Origin of the sequence: Actinomyces dentalis DSM 19115 (assembly GCF_000429225.1) — a bacterium.
GTDB classification, from domain to species: domain Bacteria; phylum Actinomycetota; class Actinomycetes; order Actinomycetales; family Actinomycetaceae; genus Actinomyces; species Actinomyces dentalis.
In genome coordinates this window covers 1-16,529 of the sequence record NZ_AUBL01000051.1, presented here as the reverse complement: position 1 = coordinate 16,529, position 16,529 = coordinate 1, and the positions used below count along the sequence as shown (strand labels likewise).

10 protein-coding genes and 1 pseudogene are annotated in these 16,529 nt (G+C 74.3%); 7 read left to right on the top strand and 4 right to left on the bottom strand.

Annotated elements, in window-relative coordinates; genetic code table 11:
* Nucleotides 1–89: 89 nt before the first annotated feature.
* Both G446_RS21055 and G446_RS0111135 read right to left on the bottom strand, forming a co-directional pair.
* Nucleotides 90–857, bottom strand: a complete 768-nt coding sequence (locus G446_RS21055; RefSeq protein WP_245574680.1) for a hypothetical protein — start codon at nt 855–857, stop codon at nt 90–92.
* A 1-nt stretch (nt 858) separates the two neighbouring features.
* A complete protein-coding gene (locus G446_RS0111135; RefSeq protein ID WP_026410208.1) occupies nt 859–3,567 on the bottom strand; it encodes a DEAD/DEAH box helicase in 2,709 nt (902 codons plus the stop codon).
* 192 nt (nt 3,568–3,759) lie between these two features.
* Between G446_RS0111135 and G446_RS17500 the strand changes: the two genes are divergently transcribed.
* The 5 genes from G446_RS17500 (at nt 3,760) to G446_RS0111110 (ending at nt 11,195) form a co-directional block, all read left to right on the top strand.
* Nucleotides 3,760–5,325 (top strand): alanine/glycine:cation symporter family protein, encoded by a 1,566-nt coding sequence (locus G446_RS17500; RefSeq protein WP_084779189.1) that lies wholly within the window; start codon nt 3,760–3,762, stop codon nt 5,323–5,325.
* Between the two features lie 139 nt (nt 5,326–5,464).
* Nucleotides 5,465–6,994 (top strand): alanine/glycine:cation symporter family protein, encoded by a 1,530-nt coding sequence (locus tag G446_RS17495; RefSeq protein WP_051285945.1) that lies wholly within the window; start codon nt 5,465–5,467, stop codon nt 6,992–6,994.
* A 3-nt stretch (nt 6,995–6,997) separates the two neighbouring features.
* The gene (locus G446_RS0111120; protein ID WP_026410207.1) at nt 6,998–8,491 is read left to right on the top strand and encodes an alanine/glycine:cation symporter family protein; all 1,494 of its coding nucleotides are present in this window, start codon (nt 6,998–7,000) and stop codon (nt 8,489–8,491) included.
* Nucleotides 8,492–8,666: 175 nt separating this feature from the next.
* The gene (locus tag G446_RS17490) at nt 8,667–10,229 is read left to right on the top strand and encodes an alanine/glycine:cation symporter family protein (RefSeq protein ID WP_034470227.1); all 1,563 of its coding nucleotides are present in this window, start codon (nt 8,667–8,669) and stop codon (nt 10,227–10,229) included.
* 87 nt (nt 10,230–10,316) lie between these two features.
* Nucleotides 10,317–11,195, top strand: coding sequence for a fumarylacetoacetate hydrolase family protein (locus G446_RS0111110; protein ID WP_026410206.1), 879 nt, complete (start codon nt 10,317–10,319; stop codon nt 11,193–11,195).
* A 94-nt stretch (nt 11,196–11,289) separates the two neighbouring features.
* Here G446_RS0111110 and G446_RS0111105 read toward each other — a convergent pair whose 3' ends face one another.
* Together G446_RS0111105 and G446_RS0111100 are read right to left on the bottom strand one after the other, a co-directional pair.
* Nucleotides 11,290–12,561, bottom strand: a complete 1,272-nt coding sequence (locus G446_RS0111105; RefSeq protein ID WP_026410205.1) for a MalY/PatB family protein — start codon at nt 12,559–12,561, stop codon at nt 11,290–11,292.
* Nucleotides 12,562–12,599: 38 nt separating this feature from the next.
* Nucleotides 12,600–13,355 (bottom strand): hypothetical protein, encoded by a 756-nt coding sequence (locus tag G446_RS0111100; RefSeq protein WP_026410204.1) that lies wholly within the window; start codon nt 13,353–13,355, stop codon nt 12,600–12,602.
* Nucleotides 13,356–13,492: 137 nt separating this feature from the next.
* Here G446_RS0111100 and gltX point away from each other — a divergent pair, with 137 nt between their 5' ends.
* Nucleotides 13,493–15,049 (top strand): glutamate--tRNA ligase, encoded by a 1,557-nt coding sequence (gene gltX, locus G446_RS0111095; protein WP_051285942.1) that lies wholly within the window; start codon nt 13,493–13,495, stop codon nt 15,047–15,049.
* 265 nt (nt 15,050–15,314) lie between these two features.
* Nucleotides 15,315–16,529, top strand: a pseudogene (locus G446_RS19425) (IS110 family RNA-guided transposase); the annotation flags it as partial.

Sequence of the window (16,529 nt, the reverse complement as noted above, 5' to 3'; positions counted from 1 at the left end):
GGGATATCACGGACCGTGAAAGTAGGACCGCTCGCTGGGAGTCAGCCGGGAGCCGGACCCGGGGCCGCGGCGGACCCGGGTCCGGCCGATCAGCCGGCCGGCAGGGCCTCGGCCCGCCGCAGCAGGCGGCGCAGCCCGCGGACCACCTCGTCGCGGTGCTTGCGGGTGACCATCCAGGCGGGCAGGAAGTGGCCGAGCTCGCGGAAGGCCGGGGGCCCCGGGGGTCGCAGGCCCGCCCCGATGTAGCCCAGCAGGTACTCGGCGTGCTCGCGGTTGGCCACCCACAGCGTGCGCCCCGCGCACGGGGCGCTGAGGTAGAAGGGCAGGCCGTACAGGGCGTCGGCGCCGTCGGCCACCCGCGCCGAGCTCCACCGCCCGATCAGCCTCTGCTCCGCCCCGCACGCGCAGGTCCGGGCGGGCCGCGAGCGCGCCGTCAGCGCGGCCCGAGTCGTTTCGCGGCGCCCGCACGCCGGGCAGCGCCAGTCCAGGCGGGTGTCCACCGGGCCGACGGGGCTGGGCCGGTCGCCCTCCCAGGCCCAGCAGCACGGGCACCAGTGGCCCGACCGGCCGCCCTCGGCGCTCCAGGTGCAGGCGGTGCAGAAGACGCCCCGGCTCACCACGTGCGCCGGGCCCGCGCACCTGGGGCACACGACCCACACGTCGAGGCGGGGCACGACGCGCAGGGGCCTCTTGGGCGGCGGGGCCGCGGCGGGCGCGGCGGCGCGGGTCCTGCCGGCCCTGGCGGCTCTGGCGGGCGCGGAGCCGCGGGCCCTGGCGGCGCGCGGCGGCGGGGTGGTGCGGGCCCCGGCGTTGCGGGCCGGCGCGGGGCGGGGTCTTGTCAGGGCGGGTGCGGGCATGTCAGCTCCTCGGTCCTACGTTCAGCAAATGGACGACGGCGCGCTCGGCGGCGTCGCACTCGGCCAGGTCCACCAGGGCGGTGAGCCTCCAGTCGTGGTCGCCGTCGGGGTCCTCGACGACCTGGGTCGCCAGCCAGACCTTCCGGCCGCCGGCCTCGAGCGCCTCGATGAGCCGCTCGGAGACGCCCGCGGCGGCCAGGGCCACGGCGTCGGGGGACTCGTCCAGCGGGGCGAGGGAGACGGCGCGGGCGGCGGTGTCGGTGCCGATCCAGTCGTACTCGTCCCAGTAGCGGGCCAGGGCCGCGTCCCAGCGGTCCTCGCCCCAGCCGGAGGGGGCGTCCAGGCGCCCCAGGCCCTCGACGTCGTCGCGGGCCATGAGCTCGATGCGGCGGAACATCTCGCGGCGCACCGCCACCCGGAAGGCGTGGAGGTTGCGGGTGAGAGGGACCCGCCCGTCGGCGTCGGCCCCGAAGGCGCGCTCGACGCCGGCCGTCCCGTCCGCCTCCGGCCCGTCGGCCGCCAGGATCCCGGCCGCCTCGTCCGCGTGCCCGGCCTGGGCCCGCCCCAGGGCCTCCCACTCGTCGAGCAGGGAGGAGTCGACGGCGCGCACGAGCCCGCCCAGCCAGTCGACGACCTCCTCGACCTCGGGGGTGCGGTGCTCCTCGGGCACCACCTGGCGCAGCGCCCGGTAGGCGTCGGTGAGGTAGCGCAGCACCACGCCCTCGGAGCGGCCCAGCTCGTAGCGGGAGACGAGGTCGGAGAAGGTCATGGCGCTCTCCACCATGTCGCGCACCACCGACTTGGGCGACAGCTCGTACTCGGCGACCCAGGGGTTGGACTGCCTGTACATCTCCAGGGCCGGTTCGAGCAGCTCGGCCAGCGGCCGGGGCCAGGTGATCTCCTCCAGCGCCGCCATGCGCTCCTCGTAGTCCATGCCCTCCGCCTTCATGGCGGCGATCGCCTCGCCGCGGGCGGCGCGCTGCTGGGCGTACAGGAGGGGGCGCGGGTCGTCCAGGGTCGCCTCCACGACGCTGATGACGTCCAGGGTGTGCTCGGGGGAGTCGACGCCCAGCAGGTCCATGGCGGCCAGGGCGAAGGGGGCCAGCGGCTGGTTGAGGGCGAAGTCGTCGGGCAGGTCGACGGCCAGGCGCAGGCGGGGGCGCCCGTCGGCGCGCGCCCGCGCGCTGGAGACGTGCTCGACGACGCCGGCGGTGCGCAGGGACAGGTAGATCTCGATGGCGCGGCGCACGTGGCGGCGCCGTTCGGCCGCGGTGGCCTGGACCCGGGAGAGCAGTTCGGCCATGGCGGCCACCGGGTCGCCGGGGCGCTCCATGAGGCTGAGCACCATGGTGGTGGTGACCCGGAACTGGCTGGTGAGGGTCTCGGGGGCGGCGTCGCGCAGGCGCTCGAAGGTCCTGTCCGTCCAGTTCACCCGCCCCTCGGGGGCCTTCTTGCGCACGATCCTGCGGCGCTTGCGCTCGTCGTCGCCCGCCCTGGCCAGGGCCCTGGCGTTGTCGATGACGTGCTCGGGGGCCTGGACGACGACGTAGCCGCGGGTGTCGAACCCGGCCCGGCCGGCCCGCCCGGCGATCTGGTGGAATTCGCGGGCGCTCAGGTGGCGCTCCCGGGCGCCGTCGAACTTGACCAGGCTGGTGAGCACCACCGTGCGGATGGGGACGTTGATGCCCACCCCCAGGGTGTCGGTGCCGCAGATGACGGCGAGCAGGCCCTCGCGGGCCAGGCGCTCGACCAGGCGCCGGTAGCGCGGCAGCATGCCGGCGTGGTGCACGCCGATGCCGCTGCGCAGCAGGCGCGAGAGGGTCGCGCCGAAGCCGCTGCCGAAGCGGAAGCCCCCCAGCGCCGCGGCGACCTCGGCCCGGCGGGCCTTGGGGACGAGGTCGACGCTCAGCAGGGAGGAGGCCCGCTCCACGGCCGCCCTCTGGGAGAAGTGGACGACGTAGACGGGCGCCCTGCCCTGGCCGACCAGGCGCTGGAGGAGCTCGCCGATGGGCTCGACCGCGTACTCCATCTCCAGGGGGACGGGGCGCACGGCGTCGTCGACGACGGCGACCTCGCGCCCCGTGCGCTCGCGCAGGTCGCGCACGAAGAAGGAGACGTCGCCCAGGGTGGCGGACATGAGCACCATCTGCGCCCGGGGCAGCTCCAGGAGCGGCACCTGCCAGGCCCAGCCGCGCTGGGGGTCGGCGTAGTAGTGGAACTCGTCCATGACGACGGTGTCCGCGTCCAGGTCCCCGCCCTCGCGCAGGGCCTGGTTGGCCAGGATCTCCGCGGTGCAGCAGATGATGGGGGCGGCGGCGTTGATGGAGGTGTCGCCGGTGATCATGCCGACGTTGTCGGCGCCGAACAGGCGCACCAGCTCGAAGAACTTCTCGCTGACCAGGGCCTTGAGCGGGGCCGTGTAGTAGGAGCGGGCGTCGCGGGCGAGCGAGGCGGTGTGGGCCGCGAGCGCGATCATGGACTTGCCCGAGCCGGTGGGGGTGGCGGCGATGACGTGGCGGTCGGAGAGGATCTGGCTCAGGGCCTCGTCCTGGTGGGGGTAGAGGGGGCGGCCGGTGGACTCGGCCCATTCGGAGAAGGCGAGGTAGACCTCGTCGGGCTCGGGGACGCGCCCGGGGTCGTCGGCGGGGATGAGGGAGTCGAGCACGACGTTGAGCGCGGGGGCGGACGGGCTCGACGCGGCGGCGGACATGGCCCCATGCTCCCACACTCCGCCCCGGCCCCGCGCCCTTCCGCCCTTATCGCGCGGCTCCGGCCCGCGGGCCGGGCGGTCGACGGCGCCGGGCGGTCTTGCACAGGGGACGGGGGAGTGGAAATGCGCGGGAGTGTGAGATCATGCGGCGCGTTCCCCTCCCGCCGCGCGCAAAGGTCAAGGTTCTGCCCCATGGACGCCCTCGCAGACAGCCTGAAGGTCATAGCCGACTGGATCACCCAGCACATCACCATGTGGGCGCTCATCGCCACCGGCCTGTTCCTCACCGTCGTCACCCGCGGCGTCCAGGTGCGCCACCTGCCGACCATGATCAGGCAGGTCGCCTCCTCGCGCTCGGGCGCGGCCGGGGGCATCTCCTCCTTCCAGGCCTTCGCCATCTCCCTGGCCGCCCGCGTGGGGGTCGGCAATGTCTTCGGCGTCGCCGCAGCCCTGCTCTACGGGGGCCCCGGCGCCGTGTTCTGGATGTGGGTCGTGGCGCTGGTGGGCATGGCCACCGCCTTCTTCGAGGCCACCCTCGCCCAGATCTTCAAGGTCCGCGCCCCCGACGGATCCTTCCGCGGCGGCCCCGCCTTCTACATGGCCCGCGGCATGGGCGGCGCGGGCGGCCGGGTCATGGCCGGGGTCTTCGCCGTCATCACCCTGGTCACCTGCGGCTTCATCATCACCTCGGTGCAGTCCAACGCCGTGGCCGGGACCCTGGTGGCGGCCCTGGGCGGCGGGGAGGGCTCGGCCCTGCCCGGGTTCGGCGGGCTGAGCGCCGCCCAGCTGGTGGTGGCCGGCCTCGTCCTGGTGCTCACCGCCGTCGTCGTCTTCGGCGGCATCCGCGCCGTGGCGCGCGTGACCGAGTGGATGGCCCCGGTCATGGCCCTGATCTACATCGTCCTGGTCGCCGTCGTCTGCCTGCTGAACCTCGGGGACTTCTGGCGCGTCATCGGCCGGATCATCTCCTCCGCCTTCGCCCCCGAGCCGCTGGTGGGGGGCCTGGGCGGGGGCGTCCTGGCCGCCGTCATCAACGGCACCAAGCGGGGCCTGTTCTCCAACGAGGCCGGTCAGGGCACCGCCCCCAACGCCGCCGCCACCGCCACCGTGGCCCACCCCGTCCAGCAGGGGCTCATCCAGTCCCTGGGCGTGTTCGTCGACACCATCGTCGTGTGCACCGCCACCGCCTTCGTCATCCTCATCGCCGGGCCCGACACCTGGACCGCCCCGGGCGCCAACCCCTCCACGCTGACCACCCTGGCCATCGCCCACGGGCTGGGCGGCTGGACGGTCCTGCCCATGGCGGTCCTCATCTTCGTCCTGGCCTACTCCTCGATCATCGCCGCCTACGTGTACACCGACGTCAATATGGACTACCTCACCGGCGGGCGGCGCTGGGCGAGCTGGACCGTGCGCGTCGTCTCGGTCGCCTCCGCCACCGCCGGGGCGGTCCTGTCCCTGGACGTGGTGTGGAACGCCGTCGACATCGCCATGGCGGTCATGACCCTGACCAACCTCGTCGCCCTCATCCGCCTCCACCGCTGGGGCACGGGCGCCCTGCGCGACTACGAGGACCAGCTGCGGGCGGGCGCGGCCGAGCCCGTCTTCCGCGGCCGGGACAACCCCCGCCTGCCCGGCGACGTGCCCGGCGGGGTCTGGTCGTCGTCCGACGACGACGTCACTGCCGCCGACGCCGACGACGGGTCGACCCCCGCCCCGCCCGCCGCATCCCCCGCACCCGCCACCACCGAGGAGTGAGACGCCCCGTGCACACCACCGCCCCCGAGACCAGCCGGCCCGCCGCAGCGACAGGAGCCGAACGATGAACGCCGCCCTCGCCGGCCTCGCCGTCCTCACCGCCGGAGCCGGAGCACCGGCCGCCCCCGGGGCGCTGCCCATGGCCGCGCCCGCCGACGCGTGCGACTCCGGCCCCCTCGTGTGCGCCCTCCTGGCGGTCGACGACGCCCTCTACACCTACGTCCTGTCCGCCCTGCTCATCGCCGTCGGCCTGTACCTGACCATCCGCACCCGCGCCGTCCAGCTCCGCCACTTCGGCACGATGCTGCGCACCATCGCCTCCTCGCGGACCGGGGCCGCCGGCGGCATCTCCTCCTTCCAGGCCTTCGCCGTGGGGCTGGCCGCCCGTGTGGGCATCGGCAACGTCGCCGGCGTCGCCCTGGCCATCGTCGCCGGCGGGCCGGGCGCCCTGTTCTGGATGTGGGTCGTGGCCCTGATCGGCATGGCCACGAGCTTCATCGAGTCGACCCTGGCGCAGGTCTTCAAGGAGCGCGGCCGCGACTTCACCTTCCACGGCGGCCCCGCCTACTACATCAAGAACGGCCTGCGCTCGCGGGCCTGGGGCGCCGTCTTCGCCGTCATGTGCATTGTGAGCGTGGGGGTCACGGTGGTCATGGTGCAGACCAACTCCCTGGCACAGGTCCTGGGCGCCACCGTGCCCTCGATCAGGCCGTGGATGGTGGGCGCGGCCCTCGTCGTCCTGACCGGGCCCATCGTGCTGGGCGGGCTCAAGTGGGTCGCCCGCGTCACCGAGGTGGTGGCCCCGCTCATGGCCCTGGTCTACGTCGCGGTCACCGCCGTCGTCATCGTCCTCAACGTCGGCGAGCTGGGGCACGTGCTCGGCGAGGTGCTGCGCGGCGCCCTGGGGCTGGACCAGGCGCTGTACGGCATCTCGGGCGGGATCCTGGCCGCCGTGCTCAACGGCGTGCGCCGCGGACTGTTCTCCAACGAGGCCGGCCTGGGCACGGTGCCCAACGCCGCGGGCACCGCCACCGTGGCCCACCCCGTCAGGCAGGGGCTCATCCAGTCCTTCGGCGTGTTCGTCGACACCATCGTCGTGTGCACCGCCACCGGCCTGCTCATCCTGCTCGCCACCGGCACCTACCGGCCCGGCGACAACGCCCTGGTCGGCGCGGTGCTGACCCAGCAGGCGGTCGTCGAGCACCTGGGGGCGTGGACCGTCTGGCCGATGGTCGTGCTCATCTTCGTCCTGGTGTTCTCCACGGTGCTCGGCTGCTACTCCTACTCCCAGGTCAACGTGAACTACCTGGGCGGCGAGCGCCGCGCCGAGCAGGCCTTCGGGATCCTGCTGACCGGCGCCGCCTACGCCGGCACCGTCCTGACCCTTCCGGCCGTGTGGGCCCTGACGGACATCGCCCTGGGGCTGCTGGGCCTGATCAACCTCGTCGCCATCATCCGCCTGGCCCCCTGGGCGCTGGGCGCCCTGCGCGACTTCGAGGCCCAGGAGGCGCGCGGGAGCGCCGAACCGGTCTTCGTCGGCCACGGCAACCCGCTCCTGCCCGGCGACGCGGTCGAGGGCGTGTGGGAGGCCCCCGCCGGGGCCGCCGACGGCGACGGCGCCGCCCCGCCCGAGGGCGCCGGGGCCGAGAGCGCGGCGGGGAGGGCCTGAGCCGTGGAGATCATCAGCACCGTCGTGTCGACGCTGTCCAACTGGCTGTTCGGCACCGTCCTGATCTGGCTGCTGCTGGGCGCGGGAGCCTTCCTGACCTGGCGCACCCGCGCCGTCCAGCTGCGCCACCTGGGATCCATCGCCCGCGCCGTGGCCGGCTCGCGCTCGGGCGCCGCCGGCGGCATCTCCTCCTTCCAGGCCTTCGCCGTGGGGCTGGCCTGCCGCGTGGGCACCGGCAATATCGTGGGCGTGGCCCTGGCCCTCATCCTGGGCGGGCCCGGCGCCGTGTTCTGGATGTGGGTCGTGGCCCTGCTCGGGACGGCCACCGCCTTCACCGAGGCGACCCTGGGCCAGCTGTTCAAGGTGGAGCGCGGCGACGGCACCTTCCGCGGCGGCCCCGCCCACTACATCGCCCGCGGGCTGCGCCGGCCGGTGCTCGGCGGCGTCTTCGCCGTCGTGTTCATGATCGCCAACGGGCTGGCCATGCCCATGGTGCAGGCCAACGCCATGACGGCCGCCCTGGATGGCGCCACCCGGGGCGGCGCCGTCGAGGTCGGTCCGTGGTGGGGCTCGCTCCTCGTCGTCGCCCTCGTCGCCCCGGTGCTGCTGGGCGGCCTGCGCTCCATCGCCCGGGCCGCCGAGCTGATCGCCCCGCTCATGGCGGTGGCCTACCTCGCGCTGGTCGCCGTCATCATCCTGACCCACCCCGCCCAGGCGCTGGCCGCCCTGGGGCAGATCCTCTCCGGGGCCTTCGGGCTGCGCGCCGGGCTGGCCGGCGTGGCCGGGGGAGTGACGCAGGCCGTGCTCAACGGCGTGCGCCGCGGCCTGTTCTCCAACGAGGCCGGCCTGGGCGGCTCGGCGTGCGCCGCTGGCTCGGCCACCGTGGCCCACCCGGCCAGGCAGGGCTTCATCCAGTCCTTCGGGGTCCTGGTGGACACTCTGCTGGTGTGCACGGCCACGGCCCTGGCCATCCTCATCGCCGGGGCTGCCGACGGCGGCGTCTACACCCCCGGCGTCACCGGCGGGCAGGACGCCGACGCCGTCGCCGGCACCCTCACCCAGACGGCGATCGGGAGCACCCTGGGGGCGTGGACCACCTGGCCCATGACCGTCCTGGTCCTGGTCCTGGCCTACTCCACCATCCTGGGCGCCTTCTCCTACGCGGAGGTCTGCCTGGACTACCTGACCCGCCGCCCCTGGGCGCCCCCGGTGCTGCGCGTGGGCGCGCTCGCGTGCGCCTTCGTGGGCGGGGTGGCCAAGCTGACCACCGTGTGGTCGACCGCGGACGTGCTCCTGGGCGCGGGGGCCATCATCAACCTCGTCGGCATCGTCATGCTCTCGCGCTGGGCGACGGGGGTGCTGCGCGACTGGGAGGCGCAGCGCGCCCAGGTGGCCGCCGGTGCGCTCGCGCCCGACCAGATCCGCTTCGTGGCCGCGGGCAACCCGCATCTGCCCGGCGAGCTGCCCGGGGACGTCTGGGGCGCTGAGGGGCGCTGAGGGGCGCGGCGGCGGCCGCCGGGGCGCGCGGGGCGGGCCCGGCGGCGGGGCGCGCCGGGCCCGGGCGGGGCGCGCGATACCTCGTTGAAACGCGGGCGGCCTACATTGGGCGGTCGTCTACGCGCCGCTCCTTCCGCATTGCGAGCGGCATGAGCCCCCGACCCCCGGAGGTCCCATGTGCCCAGCGCCCCTGTCGATCACGGACCTGTTCGACCCCGCCGCCGACGTGCTCGCCGAGGTCTCCGACCACCTGTACGGCCAGCTGCTGGCCTGGCTGCTCATCGCCGTCGGAATCTGGTTCACGGTCCGCACGCGCGGCCTCCAATTCCGCCTGTTCGGGCAGATGCTGCGGGCGATCGCGGGCTCGCGCGCCGGCGGCGAGGGCATCTCCTCCTTCCAGGCCTTCACCATCGGCCTGGCCTCGCGGGTGGGCACCGGCAATATCGTGGGCGTGGCCCTGGCGATCATCCTGGGCGGGCCCGGCGCCGTGTTCTGGATGTGGGTCGTGGCGCTGGTGGGCATGGCCACCGGGTTCATCGAGTCGACCCTGGCCCAGATGTACAAGATCCGCCACCCGGAGGGCACCTTCCGCGGAGGCCCCGCCTACTACATCAGCCGGGGCCTGGGGTCGAGGCGGTGGGCGGGCGTCTTCGCCGTCGTCATCACCTTCGTCTTCGGCTTCGCCTACGAGGCCACCCAGGCCAACGCCATCTCCAAGGTCATGGAGGGGACCTTCGGCGTGCCGGCCTGGGGGACCGCGGTCGCCCTCATGGTCCTGGCGACGCCCGTCGTCGTGGGGGGCATCTCGATCGTGGCGCGCATCGCCGAGTGGATGGCCCCGCTCATGGCCGGCCTGTACGCCCTCATGGCGATCGTCGTGCTCGTGCTCCACGCCGGCGCCATCCCCGGGGCGCTGGCGAGCATCGTCTCGGGCGCCTTCGGGGCCGACCAGGCCGTCGCCGGCATCTCGGGGGGCTTCGCCGCGGCGGCCCTCAACGGCATCAAGCGGGGCCTGTTCTCCAACGAGGCGGGCGAGGGGTCGGTGCCCAACGCCGCGGCCACCGCCACCGTGGCCCACCCGGTCCAGCAGGGGCTCATCCAGTCCCTGGGCGTGTTCGTCGACACCATCGTCGTGTGCACCGCCACCGCCCTCATCGTGCTGCTGTCGGGGGCCTACACCCCCGGGGGCACCAGGGCCCTGGCCGCGGTGGACCCGCAGGCCGCCAAGGACGCCGCCTCGACCCTGACCTCCTCGTCGATCGGCGCGGTCCTGGGGGGCTGGACCGAGTACCTCATGGCGTTCATCATCTTCGTCTTCGCCTACTCCTCGCTGCTGGGCAACTACACCTACGCCCAGGTCAACATGGACTTCCTGCGGGGCACGGGCCACAGGCACTACGCCCTGCGCCTGATGATCGTGGCGGCCGCCGGAATCGGGGCGATGGCCTCGCTGAACTTCGTGTGGAACCTGTCCGACGTCGTCATGGGCCTCATGGCGATCATCAATATCGTGTCCATCGTCCTGCTGGGCAAGTGGGCCTTCGGCGCCCTGGCCGACTGGGAGGACCAGAAGCGGCGCCTGGACGCCGGGCAGATCGACGAGATCCGCTTCGTGGCCGAGGACAACCCGCACCTGCCCGGCGAGCTGCCCGGGACGGTGTGGAGCCGGGCCGACGCCGGGCGGATCGCGCCGCTGACCGCCCGGGGGAGCGGCGCCGGGGGCGCCGACCCCGCGTAGCGCCGCCGCGGCGGGAGCCCGATCCGCGGCGGGCGGGTCGCACGAGCGCGAGCCGCCGGCGCGGGGAGGCGCGCGTACGCTGCGGGCATGAAGATCGCGCGCTTCTCCACCGGCGACGAACTCCGCTACGGCATCGTCGAGGGCCTGCCCGCGGACGAGCCCTACCCCTCGGGCGAGTCCGAGGGGCGCATCATCGTCCTCAAGGGCGACCCCCTCTGCACCCCGCCCGAGGCCACCGGCGAGATCGTGCCGCTGGACGCGGTCCGGCTCGTCTCCCCGGTCATCCCGCGCTCCAAGGTCGTGGGCGCGGGCGCGAACTACGCGGCGGGCGGGTCGCGGGCGGGCGCGGCGGCCCCGGGCGGGCCCGTCCTCTTCCTCAAGCCCAACACCGCCGTCATCGGCCCCGACGCCCCCATCGTCCTGCCCCCCTGGAGCCAGCAGGTCCACCACGAGGGCGAGCTCGCCGTCGTCATCGGGTCCCCGGCCAAGAACGTCGACGCCGCCGACGCCGGCCGGGTGATCCTCGGCTACACGGTCGCCGACGACGTCTCCGCCCGCGACCCGCGCGGCGGGGACGCCGTCGAGAACAAGCCCTCCCCGTTCCTGACTCCTCGCCGCGACCCGCGCGGCGGGGACGCCGTGCGGGCCAAGGCCTTCGACACCTCCTGCCCGCTGGGCCCCTGGATCGAGATCCCCGAGCCCGGCTCCGACGGCGCCTTCGACCCCTCGTGCGCCGCCATCCGCACCAGGGTGGACGGCGCCGTCGTCCAGGAGGGCACGACGGCGGACATGATCACCCCCGTCCCCGAGCTCATCGCCCTCGTCTCGCGCATCTTCACCCTCCTGCCCGGGGACGTGATCCTCACCGGCACCCCCGCCGGCGCCGGCGAGATCCGCGCCGGCCAGCGCGTGGAGGTCGGGGTCGAGGGCATCGGGAGCTTCTCCAACCCCGTCGTGCGCCGTTGAGCCGCCCCCGCCCGGGCCGCGCCCCCGCCGGGCCGGCCCGGCTCAGCGCCGAGCCGACGGCCTGCGGCTTCCAACCGCGCCCCGCCGGGCCGGCTCAGCGGCGCAGGCGGGTCAGGGCGGCGCGCAGGCGCTCGACGGTCTGCTCCTCAATGCCCCGCCCCGTGGCCAGGTTGAGGCGGCAGAAGGCGTCGAAGCCGGTGCCGAAGGCGCGCCCCGGGCTCATCGCCACCCCCGCCTCATCCAGGAACCAGCGGGCCGGGTCGGCGCCGTCGGGCAGGTCCAGGCCGGAGAAGTCCAGCCAGGCCAGGTAGGAGCCGGTCGGCACCGTGACCCCCGCGCCCTCAACGCCGGCCAGCGCCCCGCCCACGAGCTCGCCGTTGGCGCGCACGTAGGCGCGCACCGCCCGGTTCCACGCCAGCCCCTCCTCGCTCAGGGCGGCCACCGCCGCCAGCGCGCCCAGGACCCCCGCCCCGTCGGCCAGGCGGGCCGAGTGCGGCTGGGCCCGCCAGGCGCGCCGGGCCCCGCCGGAGGCGATGAGCTGGGCGCATTTGAGTCCCGGGACGTTCCAGCCCTTGGACACCGCCGTGGCCGTGAAGGTCAGGTCGGGATCCGCCGCCGGCCGGGAGGCGTAGGGGATGTGGCGCGCCGCGGGGTCCAGGATGAGGCTGGAGTGGATCTCGTCGGCGAAGACCACCGTCCCGTGGCGGGCGGACAGCGCCGCGACGGCGTCGAGCTCGGCCGCCTCGAGCACCCGCCCCACCGGGTTCCACGGGTGGCACAGGACGAGCAGTCCGGCGCCGTCGGCCATGGCCGCCCCGATGGCCTCCAGGTCCAGGGTCCAGCGGGGGCGCCCGTGCGCCCCGGCGGCGCGCAGGGCCGGCACCTGCAGGCACTGGCGCCCGTGCAGGGCGGGGATGGACAGGAACGGCATGTACGCCGGCGTGGGCACGATCACGGGCGAGCCGGGCCGCGTGTGGTGGGCGATGACCGAGTGCAGGGCGGACAGGACGTCGGGCAGGAGCGAGACCGCCTCGGCGTCCACGTCCCAGCCCAGCCGCTCGCGGTGGTGGGCGGCGACGGCCTCGCGCACCCGCAGGGCCAGGTCGGAGGGCATGTACCCCAGGAGGCCGTCGTCGACGGCGCGGTGCAGCGCCGCGCCGACGACGGGGGCCGTGCCCAGGTCCATCTCGGCCACCCAGGCGGCGATGACGTCGCCGGGGTAGTGGTTCCACTTGAGCGAGCCGCGCCGGCGCATCTGCTCGGGGGTCAGGGCGTCCCACGCGGCGGCGAGCGCCCCGGGGCAGTCGGCGGCGGGGTCGGCGGGGCTGGTGGAATCGGTGGGGCGGGAGGGTCGGGCGCGCGTCACGGGGCGAGTGTAGGGGCCGGGCGCCGGCCCGCCCGCCCTCAGGTCTGGTCCGGGGAGGTGCCGGAGGACCTGCCGTCGTCCATCTTCGCCGGGCCGGGGTTGACCACGGCCGTATCGCCCAGGAGCTGGTCCAGCTCCGTCGTGGAGTAGGAGCCGGCCTCGCAGGTGTACGTCAGGATCACGGCGGTGGGCGTGCCGATCGTGGTGAAGGTCCGCACCCAGGTGGTGGCCCGGATGCCGACGCCCTTGTGGGTGTAGGTCGACTCGACCCGGACCATCTCGACGGCCTCGCCCGAGGGGCGGCTCCTGATGTCCTGGGAGTCGCTCGTGGTGGACCGGACGTCGGTGTACCGGCTGCTCAGCGAGTCCTCCCACTGCCGGGCCAGGTCCTCGCTGTCGGCGCGATCGCCGTTGCCCGACGGGGAGAAGAGGTTCTGGCTGCTGACGTAGTTGCAGCTGCGGTCCTTGGTGAGCTGGTTGAGGCCGTCCTCGTCCTGGACCGTCAGCTCCCAGCCCTCGACGTTGGCCGGGAAGCTCCAGTAGGCGGCGGCGCCGGGGGTGCTCGACGCTCCGGCGCTCGGGGCGGGCGCGGACCCGGTCGGGGCGGGCGTCGGGGCGTCGAGGGGGGCGGGGGCGGATCCGCTCTGCCGGGTGGTGGACGGCACGTCCTGCACGGCGATGGGCTCGCCCCCGCAGGCCGCGAGCGCCGGGACCGCCAGTCCGACGCAGAGGAGGAGGCCGGCCGCGCGTTCGCCGGCGGTGCGAGTCCTTGACGTGGGGCGGATTGGGTGCATGACGTGCCTCCGAGGGACGGGACGGCGGGCGACGGCGGGCGCGGCGCCCCCGCCGTCGGCGGGACATGGCGACGGTAACCCCTGCCGCGGGGCGCTGACCAGGGGGAGTGCGGCCCGGGCGCTAGGCTGGTCCCATCATGACTGACATCGCCCCCGTCCCCGCCGCCGACCCGAGCCCGATCCGCGTGCGCTTCTGCCCCTCGCCCACGGGCACCCCGCACGTCGGCATGGTCCGCACCTGCCTGTTCAACTGGGCCTGGGCCCGCCACACCGGCGGCACCTTCGTGTTCCGCATCGAGGACACCGACGCCGCCCGCGACTCCGAGGAGTCCCTCGCGGCGATCCTGGACTCCCTGACCTGGCTCGGCCTGGACTGGGACGAGGGCGTGGGCAGGGGCGGCCCCCATGCGCCCTACCGCCAGTCCCAGCGCATGGACCTGTACCGGCGGGTCGCGGACGAGCTGCTGGAGGCCGGCTACCTGTACGAGTCCTTCTCCACCCCCGAGGAGGTCGAGGCCCGTCACCGCGCCGCCGGGCGCGACCCCAAGCTCGGCTACGACGGGTACGACCGCGACCTGACCGAAGCGCAGAGGGACGCCCTGCGCGCCGCCGGGCGCGAGCCGGTGCTGCGCATGCGCATGCCCGAGGAGGACATCACCTTCACCGACCTGGTGCGCGGCCCCATCACCTTCAGGGCCGGGTCCGTGCCCGACTACGTCGTCGTGCGCGCTGGCGGGGATCCGCTCTACACGCTGGTCAACCCCGTCGACGACGCCGCCATGGGCATCACCCACGTGCTGCGCGGGGAGGACCTGCTGTCCTCCACGCCCCGTCAGATCGCCCTGTACCGCGCCCTGATCGCCATCGGCCGGGCGCGGGCCGTGCCCGAATTCGGCCACCTGCCCTACGTCATGGGCCAGGGCAACCGGAAGCTGTCCAAGCGCGATCCCCAGTCCAACCTCCTCATCCACCGCTACCGCGGCATGATCCCCGAGGGCCTGCTCAACTACCTGGCGCTGCTGGGCTGGTCCCTGTCCAAGGACCGCGACGTCTTCAGCCGCGAGGAGATGGTCGAGGCCTTCGACATCCATGACGTGGGCCCCAACCCGGCCCGCTTCGACCCCGTCAAGTGCGAGGCCATCAACGCCGAGCAGGTGCGGGCGCTGGAGGCGGCCGACTTCCGCGACCGCCTGGTGCCCCACCTCGCCGACGCCCTGCCCGACCCGACGGGCAGGACGGCGCCGGCGCCCCTGGTCTCGGCGGCCTCCTTCGACGCCCTCACGGAGCGCGAGCAGGAGATCCTCACCGCCGCCGCCCCCCTCATCCAGACGCGCATCCAGCTGCTGCGCGAGTGCCGGGACATGCTCGGCTTCCTCTTCGTCGACGACGCCGACCTCGTCGTGGACGACGCGGCCGTGGGCGGGCTCAAGGACTCCGCCCCGGCGGTTCTGGACGCCGCCATCGGCGCCCTGGAGGGCCTGGGGGGCGCCGAGTGGACGACGGCGCGCCTGGAGGGGGCGCTGCGGGCGGCCATTGTGGACGGCCTGGGCATCAAGCCGCGTCTGGCTTTCGGGCCGCTGCGCGTGGCCGTCACCGGCCGGAGAGTCTCCCCGCCCCTGTTCGAGTCCATGGAGATCCTGGGGGCGGACTCGACCCTGGCGCGCCTGCGCTCCCTGCGCGCGCGCCTGGACTGAATCCCCCCGCCCCCGGTGCCCGCGGCCCCGCCCGTTACCTTGTTGGTGGTCCCGGGTGGTCCGGGGCTGGGCCAGCCGCTGCGGGCATGATGTCTTGCCCCTGTACGTAGATGATCCGGGGGGTGTTGTCACCCGCGGCGGCCGGGCGCCGGTGACCGCTGATAAGGGGAACGACCCACTGCGTGTGAGGTCTTCCGTAACGTGGGTGCGGGACCGATCGTCCACCGGCTGGTCCTCACCCACTTAAGCGGGAGGCGGCAGAAAGATGGATATCGAGGACATCGAGGTCTTCGTCGGCATCGACGTCGGCAAGACTCACCACTGGGCCACGGCCCTGACCAAGGGCGGCAAGAAGGTCTTCGACAAGGCCCTGCCAGGCGACGAGGCGCGTCTGCGCGCCCTGTACGAGAAACTGGCCGCCCACGGTCACCTTCTGGTGGTGGTGGACCAGCCCGCCACCATCGGGGCCCTGGCCGTGGCGGTGGCCCGGGACATGGGCATCACCGTGGGCTACCTGCCCGGGCTGACCGATGCGCCGCATCGCCGACCTGACACCGGGCAGCGCCAAGACCGACGCGAAGGACGCGGCCGTGATCGCCGGCGCCGCCCGCACCATGCCCCACACCCTGAGAGCCATCAGCACCTCGGACGAGGACGCCGCGGCGCTGAGCATGCTGACCGGTTTCGACCTGGACCCGGCCAGACAGGTCAACCAGACCGCCAACCGGATCCGGGGCCTGTACACCCAGATCCACCCCGCCCTGGAGAACATCCTGGGACCTCGGCTGAAGCACGACGCCGTCCTGGAGGTCATCGCCGCATGGCCCACCCCCACCGCGTTGAGGAAGGCCGGCAGGGCCCGCATCGACGCCAAGCTCAAGAAGCACGGCGCCCGGCGCCACGCCGCCTGGGCCGGCAAGATCGTATCGGCCCCGGGCCGGCAGACCGTCACCGTCACCGGCACCGAGGCCGCCGGCACGGTGCTGCCCCACCTGGCCCGCCAGCTCATCGCCCTGCACTCCCAGCGGGCCGACGTCGCCGCCCGGGTCGAGACCCTGGTGCGGGCCCACCCTCATGCGCGAGGTCCTGACCACCCGTGCCGGGTGTCGGGGTCCCGGCCGCAGCCGTCTTCCTGGCCGAGACCCTGGGCAAGACCTCCAGGCACCGGCGCCCAGCCGGCCTCCCACATCCGGCCCGGCCCCGGTCACACGCCGCTCAGGCTCATCGATCCGCGGCGAGCGCGTCTGCCGCACCGGCAACAAGAGACTCGAACACGCCATGTTCCTGTCCGCCTTCGCCTCCCTGACAGATCCCGTCTCCCGTACCTACTACCAGCGCAAACGGGACCAGGGCAAGCGCCTTGGGCCAGGCCCTGCTCGCCCTGGCCCACCGCCGCATCCCCACCCTGCACGCCATGACCCGCAACCAGCCACGAAACCACCCGCAGCCGCTTGACACACCACATAGGGGCACCCCCCCC